At 51.0% G+C, this 14,553-nt stretch carries 11 protein-coding genes; 5 read left to right on the top strand and 6 right to left on the bottom strand.

Features of this window, described 5'->3' with window-relative positions; all coding sequences use genetic code 11:
* Positions 1 to 33 precede the first annotated feature (33 nt).
* The 4 genes from OGX94_RS24565 to OGX94_RS24580 all read right to left on the bottom strand — a co-directional run bounded on the left by OGX94_RS24565 (position 34) and on the right by OGX94_RS24580 (position 6,320).
* On the bottom strand, positions 34 to 3,177 hold the full coding sequence (locus OGX94_RS24565; RefSeq protein ID WP_286570105.1) for a CusA/CzcA family heavy metal efflux RND transporter: 3,144 nt from the start codon (positions 3,175 to 3,177) through the stop codon (positions 34 to 36).
* 11 nt (positions 3,178 to 3,188) lie between these two features.
* Entirely contained in the window at positions 3,189 to 4,481 is a 1,293-nt protein-coding gene (locus OGX94_RS24570; RefSeq protein ID WP_257661455.1) for an efflux RND transporter periplasmic adaptor subunit, read from the bottom strand.
* Positions 4,482 to 4,557: 76 nt separating this feature from the next.
* Positions 4,558 to 4,905 carry a cation efflux system protein CusF gene (gene cusF / locus OGX94_RS24575; RefSeq protein ID WP_008784023.1) on the bottom strand — a complete coding sequence of 116 codons (348 nt, stop codon included), beginning with the start codon at positions 4,903 to 4,905 and terminating at the stop codon, positions 4,558 to 4,560.
* A gap of 32 nt (positions 4,906 to 4,937) precedes the next feature.
* Positions 4,938 to 6,320, bottom strand: a complete 1,383-nt coding sequence (locus OGX94_RS24580; RefSeq protein WP_286570108.1) for an efflux transporter outer membrane subunit — start codon at positions 6,318 to 6,320, stop codon at positions 4,938 to 4,940.
* Positions 6,321 to 6,515: 195 nt separating this feature from the next.
* Between OGX94_RS24580 and cusR the strand changes: the two genes are divergently transcribed.
* The 5 genes from cusR (at position 6,516) to OGX94_RS24605 (ending at position 10,855) form a co-directional block, all read left to right on the top strand.
* Positions 6,516 to 7,199: a copper response regulator transcription factor CusR gene (gene cusR, locus OGX94_RS24585; protein ID WP_003831137.1), complete on the top strand. Its 684-nt coding sequence runs from the start codon at positions 6,516 to 6,518 to the stop codon at positions 7,197 to 7,199.
* On the top strand, positions 7,189 to 8,640 hold the full coding sequence (locus OGX94_RS24590) for a Cu(+)/Ag(+) sensor histidine kinase (protein WP_003831136.1): 1,452 nt from the start codon (positions 7,189 to 7,191) through the stop codon (positions 8,638 to 8,640). Before cusR ends, OGX94_RS24590 begins: the two co-directional genes overlap by 11 nt.
* Before the next feature lie 125 nt (positions 8,641 to 8,765).
* Positions 8,766 to 9,092 (top strand): PcoE/SilE family metal-binding protein, encoded by a 327-nt coding sequence (locus OGX94_RS24595; RefSeq protein ID WP_020996562.1) that lies wholly within the window; start codon positions 8,766 to 8,768, stop codon positions 9,090 to 9,092.
* A gap of 372 nt (positions 9,093 to 9,464) precedes the next feature.
* On the top strand, positions 9,465 to 9,968 hold the full coding sequence (locus OGX94_RS24600; RefSeq protein ID WP_008784020.1) for a hypothetical protein: 504 nt from the start codon (positions 9,465 to 9,467) through the stop codon (positions 9,966 to 9,968).
* An 83-nt stretch (positions 9,969 to 10,051) separates the two neighbouring features.
* The gene (locus tag OGX94_RS24605; RefSeq protein ID WP_257661453.1) at positions 10,052 to 10,855 is read left to right on the top strand and encodes an MBL fold metallo-hydrolase; all 804 of its coding nucleotides are present in this window, start codon (positions 10,052 to 10,054) and stop codon (positions 10,853 to 10,855) included.
* A 69-nt stretch (positions 10,856 to 10,924) separates the two neighbouring features.
* On the opposite strand, the gene OGX94_RS24610 is transcribed toward OGX94_RS24605, so the two are convergent.
* Positions 10,925 to 13,369 (bottom strand): trimethylamine-N-oxide reductase 2, encoded by a 2,445-nt coding sequence (locus tag OGX94_RS24610; protein ID WP_257661452.1) that lies wholly within the window; start codon positions 13,367 to 13,369, stop codon positions 10,925 to 10,927.
* Between the two features lie 20 nt (positions 13,370 to 13,389).
* Entirely contained in the window at positions 13,390 to 14,484 is a 1,095-nt protein-coding gene (locus OGX94_RS24615) for a NapC/NirT family cytochrome c (RefSeq protein WP_257661451.1), read from the bottom strand.
* Between the last annotated feature and the right edge of the window lie 69 nt (positions 14,485 to 14,553).

The raw sequence follows: 14,553 nt of genomic DNA on the forward strand, positions 1-14,553 counted from the left end.
GACCAAACCGACGCAGGCGAGCGTTTCAAAGCATTACTTTTGGCTACGGTGTCTGTGCAGCCACATCAGCTTATACGCAGCCGGAATAATGAATAGCGACAGCAATGGCGCGGTGATCATGCCGCCAATCATCGGCGCGGCGATGCGGCTCATGACTTCTGAGCCTGCTCCCGTCCCCCACAAGATAGGTAACAGACCCGCGATAATCACCGCCACGGTCATCGCTTTTGGCCGCACGCGCAGCACGGCACCGTGATATAACGCTTCATCCAGCTTGTCCGCCGTAAAGGTTTGCGGATTTTCCAGCGCGGGTTCGGCTTCAATAGCGTGGCGCAAGTACATCAGCATCACCACGCCAAACTCCGCAGCAACACCTGCCAGGGCGATAAATCCGGTCCCTATTGCGACCGACATATGGAAACCCATCCAGTAAAGGAACCAGATGCCGCCCACCAGCGCAAAAGGCACACTGGTGATAATCAGCAGCGCTTCGCCAAAGCGACGGAAGGCCAGATAAAGCAAGACGAAGATAATCATCAGCGTCATTGGCACCATCAACTTGAGCTTATGGCTGGCGCGCTCAAGCAGCTCGAATTGCCCCGAAAACGCCACGCTGGTCCCCGGCTTTAACTGGACCTTTTCAGCAATAGCCTTTTTCAGATCGTTCACCACTGAGACCATGTCACGATCTCGGGCGTCGATGTAAATCCAACTGGTTGGTCGCGCATCTTCGGTTTTCAGCATCGAAGGCCCCGAAACCACCGTCACATCGGCGACATCCGCCAGCGTAATTTGCTGTTTCATGGGCGTCAGAATCGGCAGATTACGCAATGCTTCCGGGCTATCACGATAGCTCTGCGCATAGCGCAGGTTGATAGGATAGCGTGCAATCCCTTCCACCGTTTCGCCCACCATTGCCCCTCCTACCGCTGAAGTGACAAACAGCTGCACTGCACCTACGGTCATGCCGTACCGGGCCGCTTTTTCACGATTGATATCTACGTTGAGATAGCGTCCGCCCACCAGACGCTCGGCCAGCGCCGAAGAGACACCCGGCACGGTTCTGGCCACCTCTTCAATTTGCTCCGCCGTGGCGTCGATATCTGCCAGAACATTACCCGACACCTTAATGCCAATTGGGCTTTTGATCCCCGTAGAGAGCATGTCGATACGGTTACGAATCGGCGGAACCCACAGATTCGCCAGCCCCGGCAAGCGTACGGTTTTGTCCAGCTCGGCGATGATTTTGTCCATCGTCATCCCCGGACGCCACTGGTCCTGCGGCTTCAGTTGGATCGTCGTTTCAACCATTTCCAGCGGCGCGGAGTCTGTTGCGGTTTCTGCCTTACCGGTTTTACCAAACACGCGCGCCACCTCCGGAACGGTCATGATCAGCTTGTCGGTTTTCTGCAGCATGTCCGCTGCCTGCGCCGCTGAGATCCCCGGCAATGTCGAAGGCATATACAGCAGGTCGCCTTCGTTAATCTGCGGCAGGAATTCACCACCGACTTTATTCAGCGGGTAGATAACCGTCAGTATTGAAAGCACCGCCACCAGAATAGTGGTCTTGGGCCAGTGCAACACCTTCAACAACAGCGGATGGTAAATACGGATCAGAAAACGGTTAAGCGGGTTGCTGCTTTCTGCCGGTATTTTTCCGCGGATCCAGAATCCCATCAGGATCGGAATAACCACAATGGCCAGAAACGCCGCGCCTGCCATAGCATACGTTTTGGTGAACGCCAGCGGACCGAACAGTCGCCCCTCTTGCCCCTCAAGCGTGAAAATAGGGATAAACGACAGGGTGATAATCAGCAGGCTGATAAACAATGCCGGGCCGACTTCTACCGAGGCGTCAGTAATGACCTTCCAGCGCGTTGCGTTATCCAGCTTTTCATTCGGATGCTGATGCCCCCACTCTTCCAGCCGCTTATGGGCGTTTTCAATCATCACGATTGCGGCATCAACCATCGCCCCGACGGCAATGGCAATTCCCCCTAGCGACATGATGTTGGCGTTCAACCCCTGGAAATGCATCACGATAAACGCGATACACAGCCCCAGCGGCAGGGAAATAATCGCCACCAGCGCCGAACGCAGATGCCACAGGAACAACGCACACACCAGCGCTACGACGATAAACTCTTCCAGCAGCTTGTAGCTGAGGTTATCAATGGCGCGATCGATGAGCTGACTGCGATCGTATGTTGTAACTACCTCTACGCCTTCCGGCAGGCTGCTTTTCAGCGTATCGAGCTTGGCTTTAACGGCAGAGATCACCTCACGCGCATTTTTACCGGAACGCAGGATAACCACCCCGCCCGCGACTTCGCCTTCGCCATTCAGTTCGGCGATCCCACGGCGCATTTCCGGCCCAATCTGTACGCGCGCCACATCGCGCAGGTAAACAGGTACACCGTCGGCCCCTGTTTTCAGAACGATGTTATTGAAATCATCGAGCGTTTGCAGATATCCACTGGCGCGAACCATATATTCCGCTTCAGCCATCTCAACAGATGAGCCGCCCGCTTCCTGATTCGACGTATCCAGCGCCGATTTCACGTCCGCCAGGCTGATGCCATATTGCGTCAGCTTCATCGGATCGATAACGACCTGATACTGTTTAACCACGCCGCCTACCGAAGCGACCTCCGCCACGTTAGGAATCGTTTTTAACTCATACTTTAAAAACCAGTCCTGAAGAGAGCGTAATTCCGCCAGATCATGTTTCCCACTGCGATCCACCAGCGCGTACTCAAATATCCAGCCGACGCCCGTGGCGTCCGGTCCCATTTCCGCGCTAACACCAGCCGGTAATTTTCCCTGAACCTGGTTGAGATACTCCAGTACGCGCGAGCGCGCCCAGTAAGGATCGGTACCATCTTCGAAAATGACGTACACGTAGGAATCACCAAACTGCGAGAAACCGCGCACGGTTTTCGCGCCGGGTACCGACAGCATGGTGGTGGTCAGCGGGTAGGTCACCTGATTTTCAACAAGTTGCGGCGCCTGACCCGGATAGCTGGTTTTGACGATCACCTGAACATCAGAGAGATCGGGCAGCGCATCAACCGGCGTATTGATGATGGTCCAGGTTCCCCAGACGCTAAGAAACAGCGCCCCCATCATCACCAGAAAACGGTTTGCCACCGAACGACGGATAATCCATTCAATCATTTATCATGTCCTCAGTGTGAATGGGTCGCCTGGGCTGGCATGGCGGCTGCGTCTTGCGTCTTACTGTACTGGGCGCGCATACGGTCCAGTGCGCCAGAGATATTCGCTTCGGAATCAATCAGGAACAGGCCACTGGACACCACTTTTTCGCCTTCGGTCAGGCCGGAGCGGATAGCCGTCAGCCCCTGAGATTCATGGAATACCGCAACCTGTTTCGGCACAAATCGGCCTTGGTTATCAACGGTGATTACCCGCTGCTCGGTACCCGTATCAATCAGCGCTTTAGACGGGATCAGCAGCATTGGCTCGCTTTGTGTTTTCAGTTGCAGGTAAGCATTCATCCCGGGCTTGAGCGCCTCGTCGGGGTTATCGACCTGTAAACGGAGCTGGAGCGTACGCGTGGTAGCATCAACGCTTGGTAAGATACTCCACTTGCTGATGGTGAAAGGCTTATCCGGCCAGGCGGGCACGGTGATGGTAAATTGCGAGGCATCTTTAATCAGCCAGGCGATAGATTCCGGGACCGACGCGCTAACCCATACCGGGTCCATACCCTGAATTTTCGCGACCACATTGTCTTTGGAAATGTTCATACCGGTACGCAAATCGAATGCGGTGATCACCCCATCGATAGGCGCTTTCAGAGTAAAGCGGGTCTGAATTTTACGCGTCGATTTTAAGCGCTGAATATCCGCTTCAGGCATTCCAGCCAGACGTAATCTCTCCAGAATCCCTTCCACCTGCGTCGCGCTGCCGCCCGTTTCCCGCAGCAATAAATATTCGCTCTGCGCCTCAACCCAATCAGGAATAGTCAGGTCGATCAGCGGCGAACCCTGCTTAATTTTGTCCCCCACGGTCAGCGGGTAAACCTTCTCGATAAAGCCCGCAGAGCGTGCCTGGACAATAACAAACTGGTATTCGTTATAACTAACGTTGGCCGGGAAAGTTTGCGCGTAGTGCAGTGGTCCACGACGCACTGGCTCTGTTTTCAGCCCCAGGTTCTGGGTCTGTGTAGGATCGATGCGTACGCCTGGTGATGATGCGTTCGCGGTCTCTTCATCGGCATATTTCGGGATCAGATCCATATCCATAAACGGTGATTTACCCGGTTTATCAAAGCGCGTGTTCGGATACATGGGGTCATACCAGAACAACACTTTTCTGGCTTCTTTTTGCTGAACTGGTCCGGCTACAGACGATATTTTTGCCGATGAATAATAAGTATAAACACCGACAGAAATAATCCCGCCGGCAATCATGCTACCGAGAATAAGCGCGGTATTTTTAATATTTAAAGACGCCATAGTGATTTCCATTGCGCGATAGTCTCGCCCGCGTTCGCAAAAACCCGGGCAAGAATAAAAGAGACCAGCGAGAACGTTATTTACTGATGTGAATATCGCGTAATACAGAGAGATTTCCCTGCTGAACAAACGTAAACGCGACCTTATCGCCAGGCTTAATATCATCAGCCTTCGTATCAGCAACCAGCGTAAAGCGCATCGTCATGGCCGGCCAGTTCACCGCTGGAATAGGGTCATGTTTGATCGTGATTTTTTTACTCTCCATATCAACAGCTTCAATCACCCCGGTAGCACTAATGAGTTGTTCCTGTTGAGCCGCTGGCTGCATATTCATCATCTCGCCATGCTGATTTTCATTGGCCTGGGCGTTAAACATAACCACAGAGAAAAGGCTAAACAGTACGGCTTTGGCGGTAGTATTCATACATCATGCTCCTGAAAAGTTAATATTAAGGATTACTCCACCCAACCGCCGCCTAAGGCAGCAAACAGTTTAATTTCATTAACCTGTTGGGCGTAATTAAGATCGAGCAGCGATTGCCGCGTAGCGAATAAAGAACGTTCTGCGTCTAATACTTCGATATAGCTAACTGCACCATTCTGATAAAGCGCTCTGGCGCGCTGTAGTGTGATTTGCAATGAATCCAGGTAACGCTGCTGCCCGCTAATTTGATCGGCAATGCTTTGGCGCAACACCAGTGCATCCGCCACTTCTTTAAACGCGTTCTGAATTTTTTTTTCGTAATTCACTACCGACTGTTGCTGGCGAATTTCTGCCAGGTCGAGATTGGACTGATTACGTCCGGCGTTGAAGATTGGAAGCTCTATTTTGGGGACAAAATTCCACATGCCACTGGAGGCATTAAATAAATTGGAAAGATCGCTACTGCTACTGGACACGGAACTGGTCAACGTTATCGACGGAAAAAATGCCGCCCGCGCAGCACCGATATTGGCATTTGCCGCCAATAATCCGTGCTCAGCTTCCATAATATCCGGGCGCTGCAACAGTATTTGCGATGAAAGTGATGGCGGCAGCGTTACCGGTTTAAGATCCCCACGGCTGCGCGCCTGGTCATCGGGTAATTTCCCGTATGTACCCAGCAACAGTTGCAGCGCGTTATTGGCCTGTGCCAACTCACCTTTACGCTTGGCAATTTCGCTACGCGTACTTTCAATCACACCACGCGCTTGTTCCAACGCCAGTACGTTGGTGCTACCGGTTATCAGTTGCTTCTCTACAAAAGCGTAAGAGCGCTGATAGTTTTGCAGCGTTTCTTCGGCAACTTGCAACTGCGCGTAAGCCTGGCGCTGGTTGAAATAACTTTGCGACACGTTGGAAATTAATAAGATATGCACCGCCCGACGCGCCTCTTCGCTGGCGAAGAAGTTCTGCCGTTCGGCTTCACTCATATTTTTAAGTCGCCCAAAGAAATCCAGGTCGAAACTAAGATTGAGTCCAGCTTCGAATTCACGATCGGTGCTGCTATCACCTTTTAATTTACCGCTGTAGGTACCGCTGGAGCCTGCCGTGATTTGCGGATAACGGTCAGCGTCCGTGACGCCATACTGCGCTCGCGCTTCCTGAACCTTCAGCGTCGCCATGCGTAAATCGCGGTTATTGATCAGCGCCTCACCAATCAACGCCTTCACCTGGTCGTCAACAAAAAAGGTTCGCCACCCCGTGTCCTGGTATTCGCCAGGAGCCGACACCAGGGAATTCTGGCTTAAAGAAAATTGCTGTGGCACCGGCAAAGCCGGGCGCTGATAGTCCGGCGCCAATGAACAACCAGCGAGCACGAATATAGCGCTGAGAGTAAGAAGCTTAAATTTGCTCATAGTTCTTCTCGTCCTGACCGGACTGATGTCCCTAAAATAAGTAGGAATTTATAGTCTTGTACTTTAACGAAGTGACTCTGTTTAACCGGTGACAGGAAAATGACAAAACTGTCATTTTCCTAATAACAGATTGCTATCCGATCCCGCTTCCCTAGAATTGAAAGTCCGCACAACCAGTGCGAGAAGGAGAATGCGATGAAGGTTTTGATAGTCGAAGATGAGAAAAAAACCGGTGAATACCTGACAAAAGGCCTGACGGAAGCGGGTTTTGTCGTGGATTTAGCGGATAACGGCCTGAACGGGTATCACCTGGCGATGACCGGCGATTACGACCTGCTCATACTCGACATCATGCTGCCGGATGTAAACGGCTGGGATATCGTGCGGATGCTGCGTTCCGCCAACAAAGGAATGCCCATTCTTCTCCTCACCGCACTGGGTACCATTGAGCATCGGGTTAAAGGTCTGGAATTGGGTGCTGATGATTACCTGGTTAAACCGTTTGCCTTCGCCGAACTGCTGGCACGGGTCAGAACGCTGCTGCGCCGGGGCGCTGCGGTGATTGTCGAAAGCCAATTTCAGGTCGCGGATTTAATGGTCGATCTGGTCAGCAGGAAAGTCACCCGCAGCGGTACGCGCATCACCCTGACCAGCAAAGAGTTTACGCTGCTTGAGTTTTTCCTGCGCCATCAGGGGGAAGTTTTACCCCGCTCACTGATCGCCTCCCAGGTCTGGGATATGAATTTTGACAGCGATACTAATGCCATCGACGTCGCCGTTAAGCGTCTGCGCGCCAAAATTGATAACGATTTTGAGCCGAAACTGATTCAGACCGTGCGCGGTGTGGGATATATGCTTGAGGTTCCTGATGACCAGTAAACGATGGCGGCGCCCTTTTTCACTGGCGACACGACTGACCTTTTTTATCAGCCTGGCGACAATTGCTTCATTTTTCGCCTTTGCATGGATAATGATCCACTCCGTGAAAGTCCACTTCGCCGAGCAGGACATCAACGATTTACAAGAGATTAGCGCCACGCTGGAGAGGATTATTAACCAACCCAACGAGCCAGAATCACGCCGCCTGGAAACGCTAAAAAATGTGGTGGCGGGTTACTCGAACGTCATTATTTCTCTGGAAGATAGCAACCAGAAGGCCATTTTTCATTCGCCCAATGCGCCGGATCTCCGGCAATTTATCGCCAGCGCAAGGCCGGATAAAAATGCCCATGCCAGTGACGTTTTTATTATCTCAGGCCCCACGCTGCAAACCTCCAAACATATCCACGGACAGAAAACATCGTCTAACTGGCGAATGATTCGCCTGCCGGTAGGACAGCTTGCCGATGGAAAACCAGCGTATACCTTGTATCTGGCATTATCGATCGACTTTCATCTGCACTATATTAACGATCTGAAAAACAAGCTGATTATGACAGCATCGCTGATTAGCATGATGATTGTTTTTATCGTGCTTTTCGCCGTATACAAAGGCCATGAACCGATCCGTAATGTCAGTCGTCGCATCCAAAATATCACCTCGAAAGATCTCGATGTACGCCTCGATCCGCAAGCTGTTCCTATTGAACTGGAACAGCTGGTGAGTTCGTTTAATCACATGATCGAACGCATCGAGGACGTATTTAAACGCCAGTCGAACTTCTCGGCGGATATTGCTCATGAGATCCGCACGCCAATAACTAATCTCGTCACCCAAACGGAAATTGCGCTCAGCCAGACCCGCAGCCAAAAAGAACTCGAAGATGTGCTGTATTCTAATCTCGAAGAGTTTGGCCGTATGTCGAAGATGGTGAGTGATATGCTGTTTCTGGCGCAGGCGGATAACAATCAGCTGATCCCAGAAAAAAAAGCGCTCAATCTGGCTGATGAGGTCGGTAAAGTATTTGACTTTTTCGAAGCCTGGGCTGAAGAGCGTGAGGTTGGTTTACGTTTTGAAGGGCGCGCATGCTGGGTTTCAGGCGACCCATTAATGTTACGCCGGGCAATGAGTAATCTGCTGTCAAATGCCATGCGCTATACGCCAAAAGGCGAGTCGGTAACCGTGCGGGTGAAAGAGGCGGATGGCCAGGTGCAGATAGTCGTTGAGAATCCCGGAAACCCCATTCCCCCGCAACATCTTCCGCGACTCTTTGACCGCTTTTATCGAGTGGACCCTTCACGACAACGTAAGGGTGAAGGCAGCGGCATTGGTCTGGCGATTGTGAAATCGATTGTGACTGCCCATCAAGGAAAAGTCTCGGTGACTTCCGACCCTCATGCCACTCGCTTTATTCTGACGCTGCCCAAGCACGCGATTTAATTTATGGTGATGACGCTTATACCCGTCATCACCTGTTGTCTGACACAACCGTCATAATCCTGTCACGCCACTGACAGCCCCTATTAATTATACTTTCTTCCGTAAACCCAAACAGGAGAAATATGATGAATAAGATGTCCTCTTTTTTAGCTATCGCGTTTTTTATTTCAGCTGGCGTTAATGCGGCAGAAACACCCAAAATGCATCAGCAGGCCGCAATGGCTCATGAAATGATGAATAACAGCGACGCTCCTGCACATCAACAAATGGCACAAGCACACGCCGCGCAGGCAAATAATTCATCGTCAACATCAACCAATGCGCAATCATTTTCACAAATGAATGAACATGAAAAAGCGATGGTTGTTCACCAATCGGTAAACAACGGCCATTCATTTGCTCATGAGGTACAGGCCGAGCAGCACCGCGCGCAGATTTCAACTCAGGGGTAAAGACGAACTATATTGACAACGACATCCATAAATACGCGAAGTTTGAATATTGTGGACTATTCTCCCACGCGGGCCTGTTTATATACAAGCCCGCGACCCACTTCATCGTTAATGTCAATATTAATAATTCATTAAATCCTTCTTCTAAAAGTAAATACATCTTAGCTCTCTACCCGGATTGTATAAAATAAGTAAATAAACAGCTTATTATGTTGCGTATTACAGCATTGTTCACCCCACCCTAATTATAAATTAGGATTCCCCCTGGTATGCTTCATTAATATTTAATGGGAGACTGCCGTCGTCGTAAACATGACAATCCAAAAGTTCGCATTCCTATAAATAAATTTAATGATGATAGTGAGTAAAAAAATGAATAAACGTCTGTTAACCCTCCTGGTCCTTGGTCTGACAACTGCCACAACAGCATGTGCAATTACCCCGGCAATGCAGAAAAAGTATGAACGTTCAGGTTGTACGCAGATGAGTGAACTCAATGGCTGCGATGTGAATAAATCCTATCAGTGGAACCGCGATCATGGCTTTATTGAGAACAGCAACGGCCAGCAGAATCGTCATCATCATGGTGAAAAACAGCAAAATACCACTAACACGGATAACCACGATAATGCCGGTATTGATGGCAAATTCAGCGGAAATTACGTAGCCAAATTTGCCAATGGTCAACGCAGCGTTGATATTCACGTCGAAGATTCCGGCGTTTACGTCAATGGTAATGAAGTGCGTGACGTAAATACCTATAAGGATACGATGACCTTCCGTGTCGGCTATGCCACTTACACGATTAAAACAAATGGTCACGGTAGCTGGAATGACAGCGATGCAGGAAACGCTGGCAAAATTGTGCGTGAATAACAGATACCGCTAAAGAGCGCTGCGATCACAGCGCTCTCAAAAGCGATGCATTACAGTATGCCGTTTTAATACTGGAGTCAGACATGGCTTTGACCCTCACGGTGCTGCTTGAAAACCGACATGCTGCTGGCGCTGGAAAAACATTACTGGCCAAGCCTGGATTAAGTCTGTTAGTTCAGGATGAAACAACCACAATATTGTTTGATACTGGGCCGGATGACAGCTTCATGCATAACGCTACGCAAATGGGCGTAGACCTGACCCAATTAACCGCCGTAGTACTTTCGCACGGTCATTATGATCACTGCGGCGGCGTGCCGTGGCTTGCGGATAACAGCCGTATCATTTGCCATCCTCAACTGGCCTGCGAGCGTTACGCATCGATAACGGTTGCGGGAACACCACGAAAAATTAAAAAACTCTCGCGAGATAACAACTACTCTCGATTCATCATGGAATACACCCGCGAGCCGCTGGCTATCAGCGATCGCTTTTTGTGGTCCGGAGAAATTAGCGTCCGCACACCACAGTCCTATGGCGTGATTAGCGAGAAAACACTCCAGCCAGATTACATCAGTGACGAAGGCGTATTGATCTATAAATCTGCACGCGGGTTAGTCATCATTACCGGTTGCGGGCATCGGGGAATAGAAAACATCGTACGCCATTGCCAGAAAATCACCGGGGTTAACAAAATTTATGCCCTCGTCGGTGGGTTTCATTTACGTGCAGCCTCCCCCGCTAAGCTATGGCGGACCCGACAATTTATTCAGCAACAACACCCCGAAAAACTGCTCGGCTGTCATTGCACCGGTTCGTGGGGGCGATTGTGGCTACCGCGAACTGACGCCCCGGCAACGGGAGATGTGATTGAGCTGGCTGAGTAACAACAGTAAAACGTTGCCCAAACAGCATAAAAAAACGGGAGCCTTACGGCCCCCGTTTATCAGTCATCATTACATGGTGACAATTGCTGGTTCATCAAAGACGGTGAGTTTTGGCGCTTCACCGGTGTATTTTTCTGCATATACCAGGCTGGTATTCCCGGCACAACCATTCGCCAGTCTTGAAGTCGGGATATCCGCCGTCAGCACGTTCGCGCCGCCATTTTTACAGATACCGTTTTCAATATCCGGCCATGCACCTTCATGAATACAGATGATGCCCGGTTTGATGCCGTCGCTGACATGCGCCCCAACCAGAACCTGTCCGCGAGCATTCCATACGCGGACCAGATCGCCCTCGGCAATCCCTCTGGCTTTTGCGTCATCCGGATGAATCGTCACCGGTTCACGATTGGCAATCGCGTATTCTTTACGCAGCGACGCGTAGTTCAGCTGGCTATGCAGACGATGTGCCGGGTGCGCCGTCAGTAGCTGCAGCTGATCTTTATCCGCAGTTCCTTTCCATTCATCCGGTTCAATCCAGGACGCATGCGGCGGACAGTCTTTATACTGATAGCCTTCAATCGTTTTCGAGTAGATTTCTATCTTGCCGCTCGGCGTTCCGAGTGCGTTCATCACCGGATCGCTGCGGAAATCCGCGTAGCGCACATATTTGTTATTCTTTTCATTCTCACGCATTTCGATCAGTTTATTCTGCTGCCAGAACGCGTTGAACTGAGGCATGGCGACACGCTGGGCGCGGGCGGCTTTTTGCGCGACGTCATAGAACTGCTTCAGCCACGCCATTTCGTCTTTGCCTTCGGTGTAGACAGCTTTCCCCCCCGGCTTGAGCATCTCAGCCAGATCGGCAAAGACGTCAAAATCACTACGCGCTTCAAACTGCGGCTCAATGACCTGCTTCATCGGTACCAGATGCTGGTTACTGTAATCACCGGTCATAGTCAGATCGTTACGCTCAAACGAGGTGGTGATTGGCAGAACGATATCGGCGTGTTTGGCCGCAGCGGTCCAGTAGCATTCAGAGATGACAACCAGTTCAGGCTTCTGCCAGGCTTTGATTAAGCGGTTGGTATCCTGATGATGGGTAAAGTTAGCGCCGCCCGCCCACCAGATCATTTTGATATCCGGGAAGGTTTGCTCTTTACCGTTATGTTGATATTTGCCGCCTGGGTTTTCCAGCGCCTCGACAATTCGCGCTACCGGCAGGCTGGTCACCGCATCGGAAACCGCCCAGTCATTACCTGCCGATGACCCACCCTCAATTTTGGCGGAGATCGCCGGTAAGACCCCACCGGTGCGCGTTGGGTTACCGCCGTTGGAATAGTGATAAGAGAACCCGAAGCCGCCGCCTTCGGTACCAATTTGCCCCAGCATCGCCGCCAGAGTCACCAGCATCCAGTGTTTTTGCTCACCGTATTGCTGGCGCTGAATCCCCCAACCTGCCATGAGCATGGTTTTGTTGCTGGAGAAAATTTCCGCCAGCTTTTCCAGTTGCTCAGCAGGCACGCCACACACGCCAGATGCCCACTCGGCGGTTTTCTCTACTTTATCGCTCTTGCCGAGCAGGTACTCTTCAAACTGCGGATATCCGGTGGTGTATTTTTCCAGGAAGGCTTTGTCGTGAAGGTTTTTCTTCACCAGCGTATGGGCGATCCCTAACATCATTGCCACATCGGTCCCCATATGTGGCGCAATCCAGGTCGCGTTATCACCAAAGAACTCAATGGTTTCAGAACGCATCGGATCGATGGCGATGACGCTTTTCCCTGATTTCTTCAGCAGATTAAAGTATTCAATCCCTTGTTCATCCGTGCTGCTCCAGGCAATCTTAAGGGTGTTGAGCGGATTCATCCCCCACAGCACCACGACCTGACTGTGCTCAAGCACCATCGGCCAGGTGGTTTGCTGCTCATAAACCTCAACCGATCCAACAACGTATGGCATGATCACCTGCGCGGCACCGGTTGAATAATCTCCGGTATGCCCAGCGTAGCCACCGGCCATGCTCATATAGCGTTGCAGTAAGGTTTGCGCCTTATGCAGAACGCCGCTGGATCGCCAGCCATAAGAACCGGCAAATATCGAAGCGGGACCATAGCTGCTGCGGATCCGGCTGTGCTGTTCATGAATGAGCTTCAGCGCTTGCTCCCAGCTAACCCGCACGAAAGGATCGTTACCGCGTTTGCCATCCGCTTTACCCGGGTTTTCCAGATAGCTTTTGCGCACCATCGGATACTTAACGCGGATATTGGTATGAACCTGATCTGGCGCGGTTTGCTGTAATGAGTTCGGCACCGTTTTCGGCAACGCACCTTTTGAGGAAACCACTTTTCCGTCTTTTACTTCCACGTATACCGCACCCCAACGTGCTGCCGTCAGGATTGCCCCGCCATTCTGGCCTTCGGCCCAGGCTGGCATTGGGATCACCGAAGAAATCGCCATTGTCCCGGTTGCCACGCCAGCCGTCTTAATAAAGTCACGTCTTGTGAGTTTCATGATTTCTCCTGATTGATCGCTTATTTATTCATGTCTTTAGCGTTGTACTGGAAGTAACGGCTCAGGATATCCAGTTCGGTTTCACTGATATTGGTGCGAGCCCCCATCCCTTTGGCTACTGAAGGCCAGGCGTTGAGCGTGAAATGATTCGCCGGAATTGGCGCATGACAGCCTGCGCAGTACACATTGTCGAGTTTGCGCGCGTAATCCCACATAGGTTCACGGCTGGCGAGAGCGGAACTACTCCATTCCCCTTGCAGCACGACATCTCGCCACGCATTGCCGTAATCATCCTTTTTCCAGTCGGAGAGGATCTTCAGCGACTGTTGACCTTTTTCACTCAGGCTGGCGAGAATCAAACGCTGCCCTGCTGCGTAGTAAATAACCTGTTCACTTCCTTGCATCTGGCTACCGCGAATCTCGACCAATCGCGTGTTGTCCGTTGTTTTCAGGACCTGCATTTTGGTTGCCGGGTAAACGGTTCCCAGATCGCCCAACGCGGTGTTGCTTACAGCATAAAGTTCAGTTGCTGAAGCTGGGGTGGAGGCTGACTGCGCTTCAAGCCCTTTAAGCGCGCTGTCATCCATTTTTATTTCAGGTGGGAAATGGGCGACGCCTTTATGGCAATCAATACAGGTTTGCTTTTCCGCGATGCCCATTTTGTGCATCTTCTGAGCATCCGCGCTTTGTGCGGCAAGATCCATGGCGTCCATACTGTGGCAGCTACGGCAAGTCGCAGAATCATTAGCCTTGAGCTGTGCCCAAACGGTTTGCGCCATCTCCAGACGGTGTTCTTCAAATTTTTCCGGAATATCGATTTTTTTGGTTATGAACTGATGATAAACATCTTTTGAGGCCCGCAGCTTAGCCACCAGAAAATCCAGACCGCCCTCCGGGATATGACAGTCCGCGCACTCTGCGCGAATGCCTTTCTGATTCTGGAAGTGAACCGAGCCTGTATATTCTTCGTAGGGCGCCTGCATCGTATGGCAAGACAAACAGAATTCTGTACTCGAGGTTTTATGTAATGTCCATTGCCCCGCCAAAACAATAACTGCACCAAGAACAATGCACAGCAGCATCGTCCATAGGATAGTTTTATTTATTTTTCTCATCTTTTATTTCCATCAGACGAATACCCTTTTAGAGGTAGACAATAAATATCCTAAAGCAGCTATTTATTG

Source organism: Citrobacter sp. Cpo037 (assembly GCF_030332945.1).
GTDB lineage: Bacteria > Pseudomonadota > Gammaproteobacteria > Enterobacterales > Enterobacteriaceae > Citrobacter > Citrobacter portucalensis.

What these genes read in the sequence shown, in the direction of transcription:
- OGX94_RS24565 (WP_286570105.1), bottom strand. Translation starts at nt 3,177, where the DNA reads ATGATTGAATGGATTATCCGTCGTTCGGTGGCAAACCGTTTTCTGGTG.
- OGX94_RS24570 (WP_257661455.1), bottom strand. Translation starts at nt 4,481, where the DNA reads ATGGCGTCTTTAAATATTAAAAATACCGCGCTTATTCTCGGTAGCATG.
- cusF (WP_008784023.1), bottom strand. Translation starts at nt 4,905, where the DNA reads ATGAATACTACCGCCAAAGCCGTACTGTTTAGCCTTTTCTCTGTGGTT.
- OGX94_RS24580 (WP_286570108.1), bottom strand. Translation starts at nt 6,320, where the DNA reads ATGAGCAAATTTAAGCTTCTTACTCTCAGCGCTATATTCGTGCTCGCT.
- cusR (WP_003831137.1), top strand. Translation starts at nt 6,516, where the DNA reads ATGAAGGTTTTGATAGTCGAAGATGAGAAAAAAACCGGTGAATACCTG.
- OGX94_RS24590 (WP_003831136.1), top strand. Translation starts at nt 7,189, where the DNA reads ATGACCAGTAAACGATGGCGGCGCCCTTTTTCACTGGCGACACGACTG.
- OGX94_RS24595 (WP_020996562.1), top strand. Translation starts at nt 8,766, where the DNA reads ATGAATAAGATGTCCTCTTTTTTAGCTATCGCGTTTTTTATTTCAGCT.
- OGX94_RS24600 (WP_008784020.1), top strand. Translation starts at nt 9,465, where the DNA reads ATGAATAAACGTCTGTTAACCCTCCTGGTCCTTGGTCTGACAACTGCC.
- OGX94_RS24605 (WP_257661453.1), top strand. Translation starts at nt 10,052, where the DNA reads ATGGCTTTGACCCTCACGGTGCTGCTTGAAAACCGACATGCTGCTGGC.
- OGX94_RS24610 (WP_257661452.1), bottom strand. Translation starts at nt 13,369, where the DNA reads ATGAAACTCACAAGACGTGACTTTATTAAGACGGCTGGCGTGGCAACC.
- OGX94_RS24615 (WP_257661451.1), bottom strand. Translation starts at nt 14,484, where the DNA reads ATGAGAAAAATAAATAAAACTATCCTATGGACGATGCTGCTGTGCATT.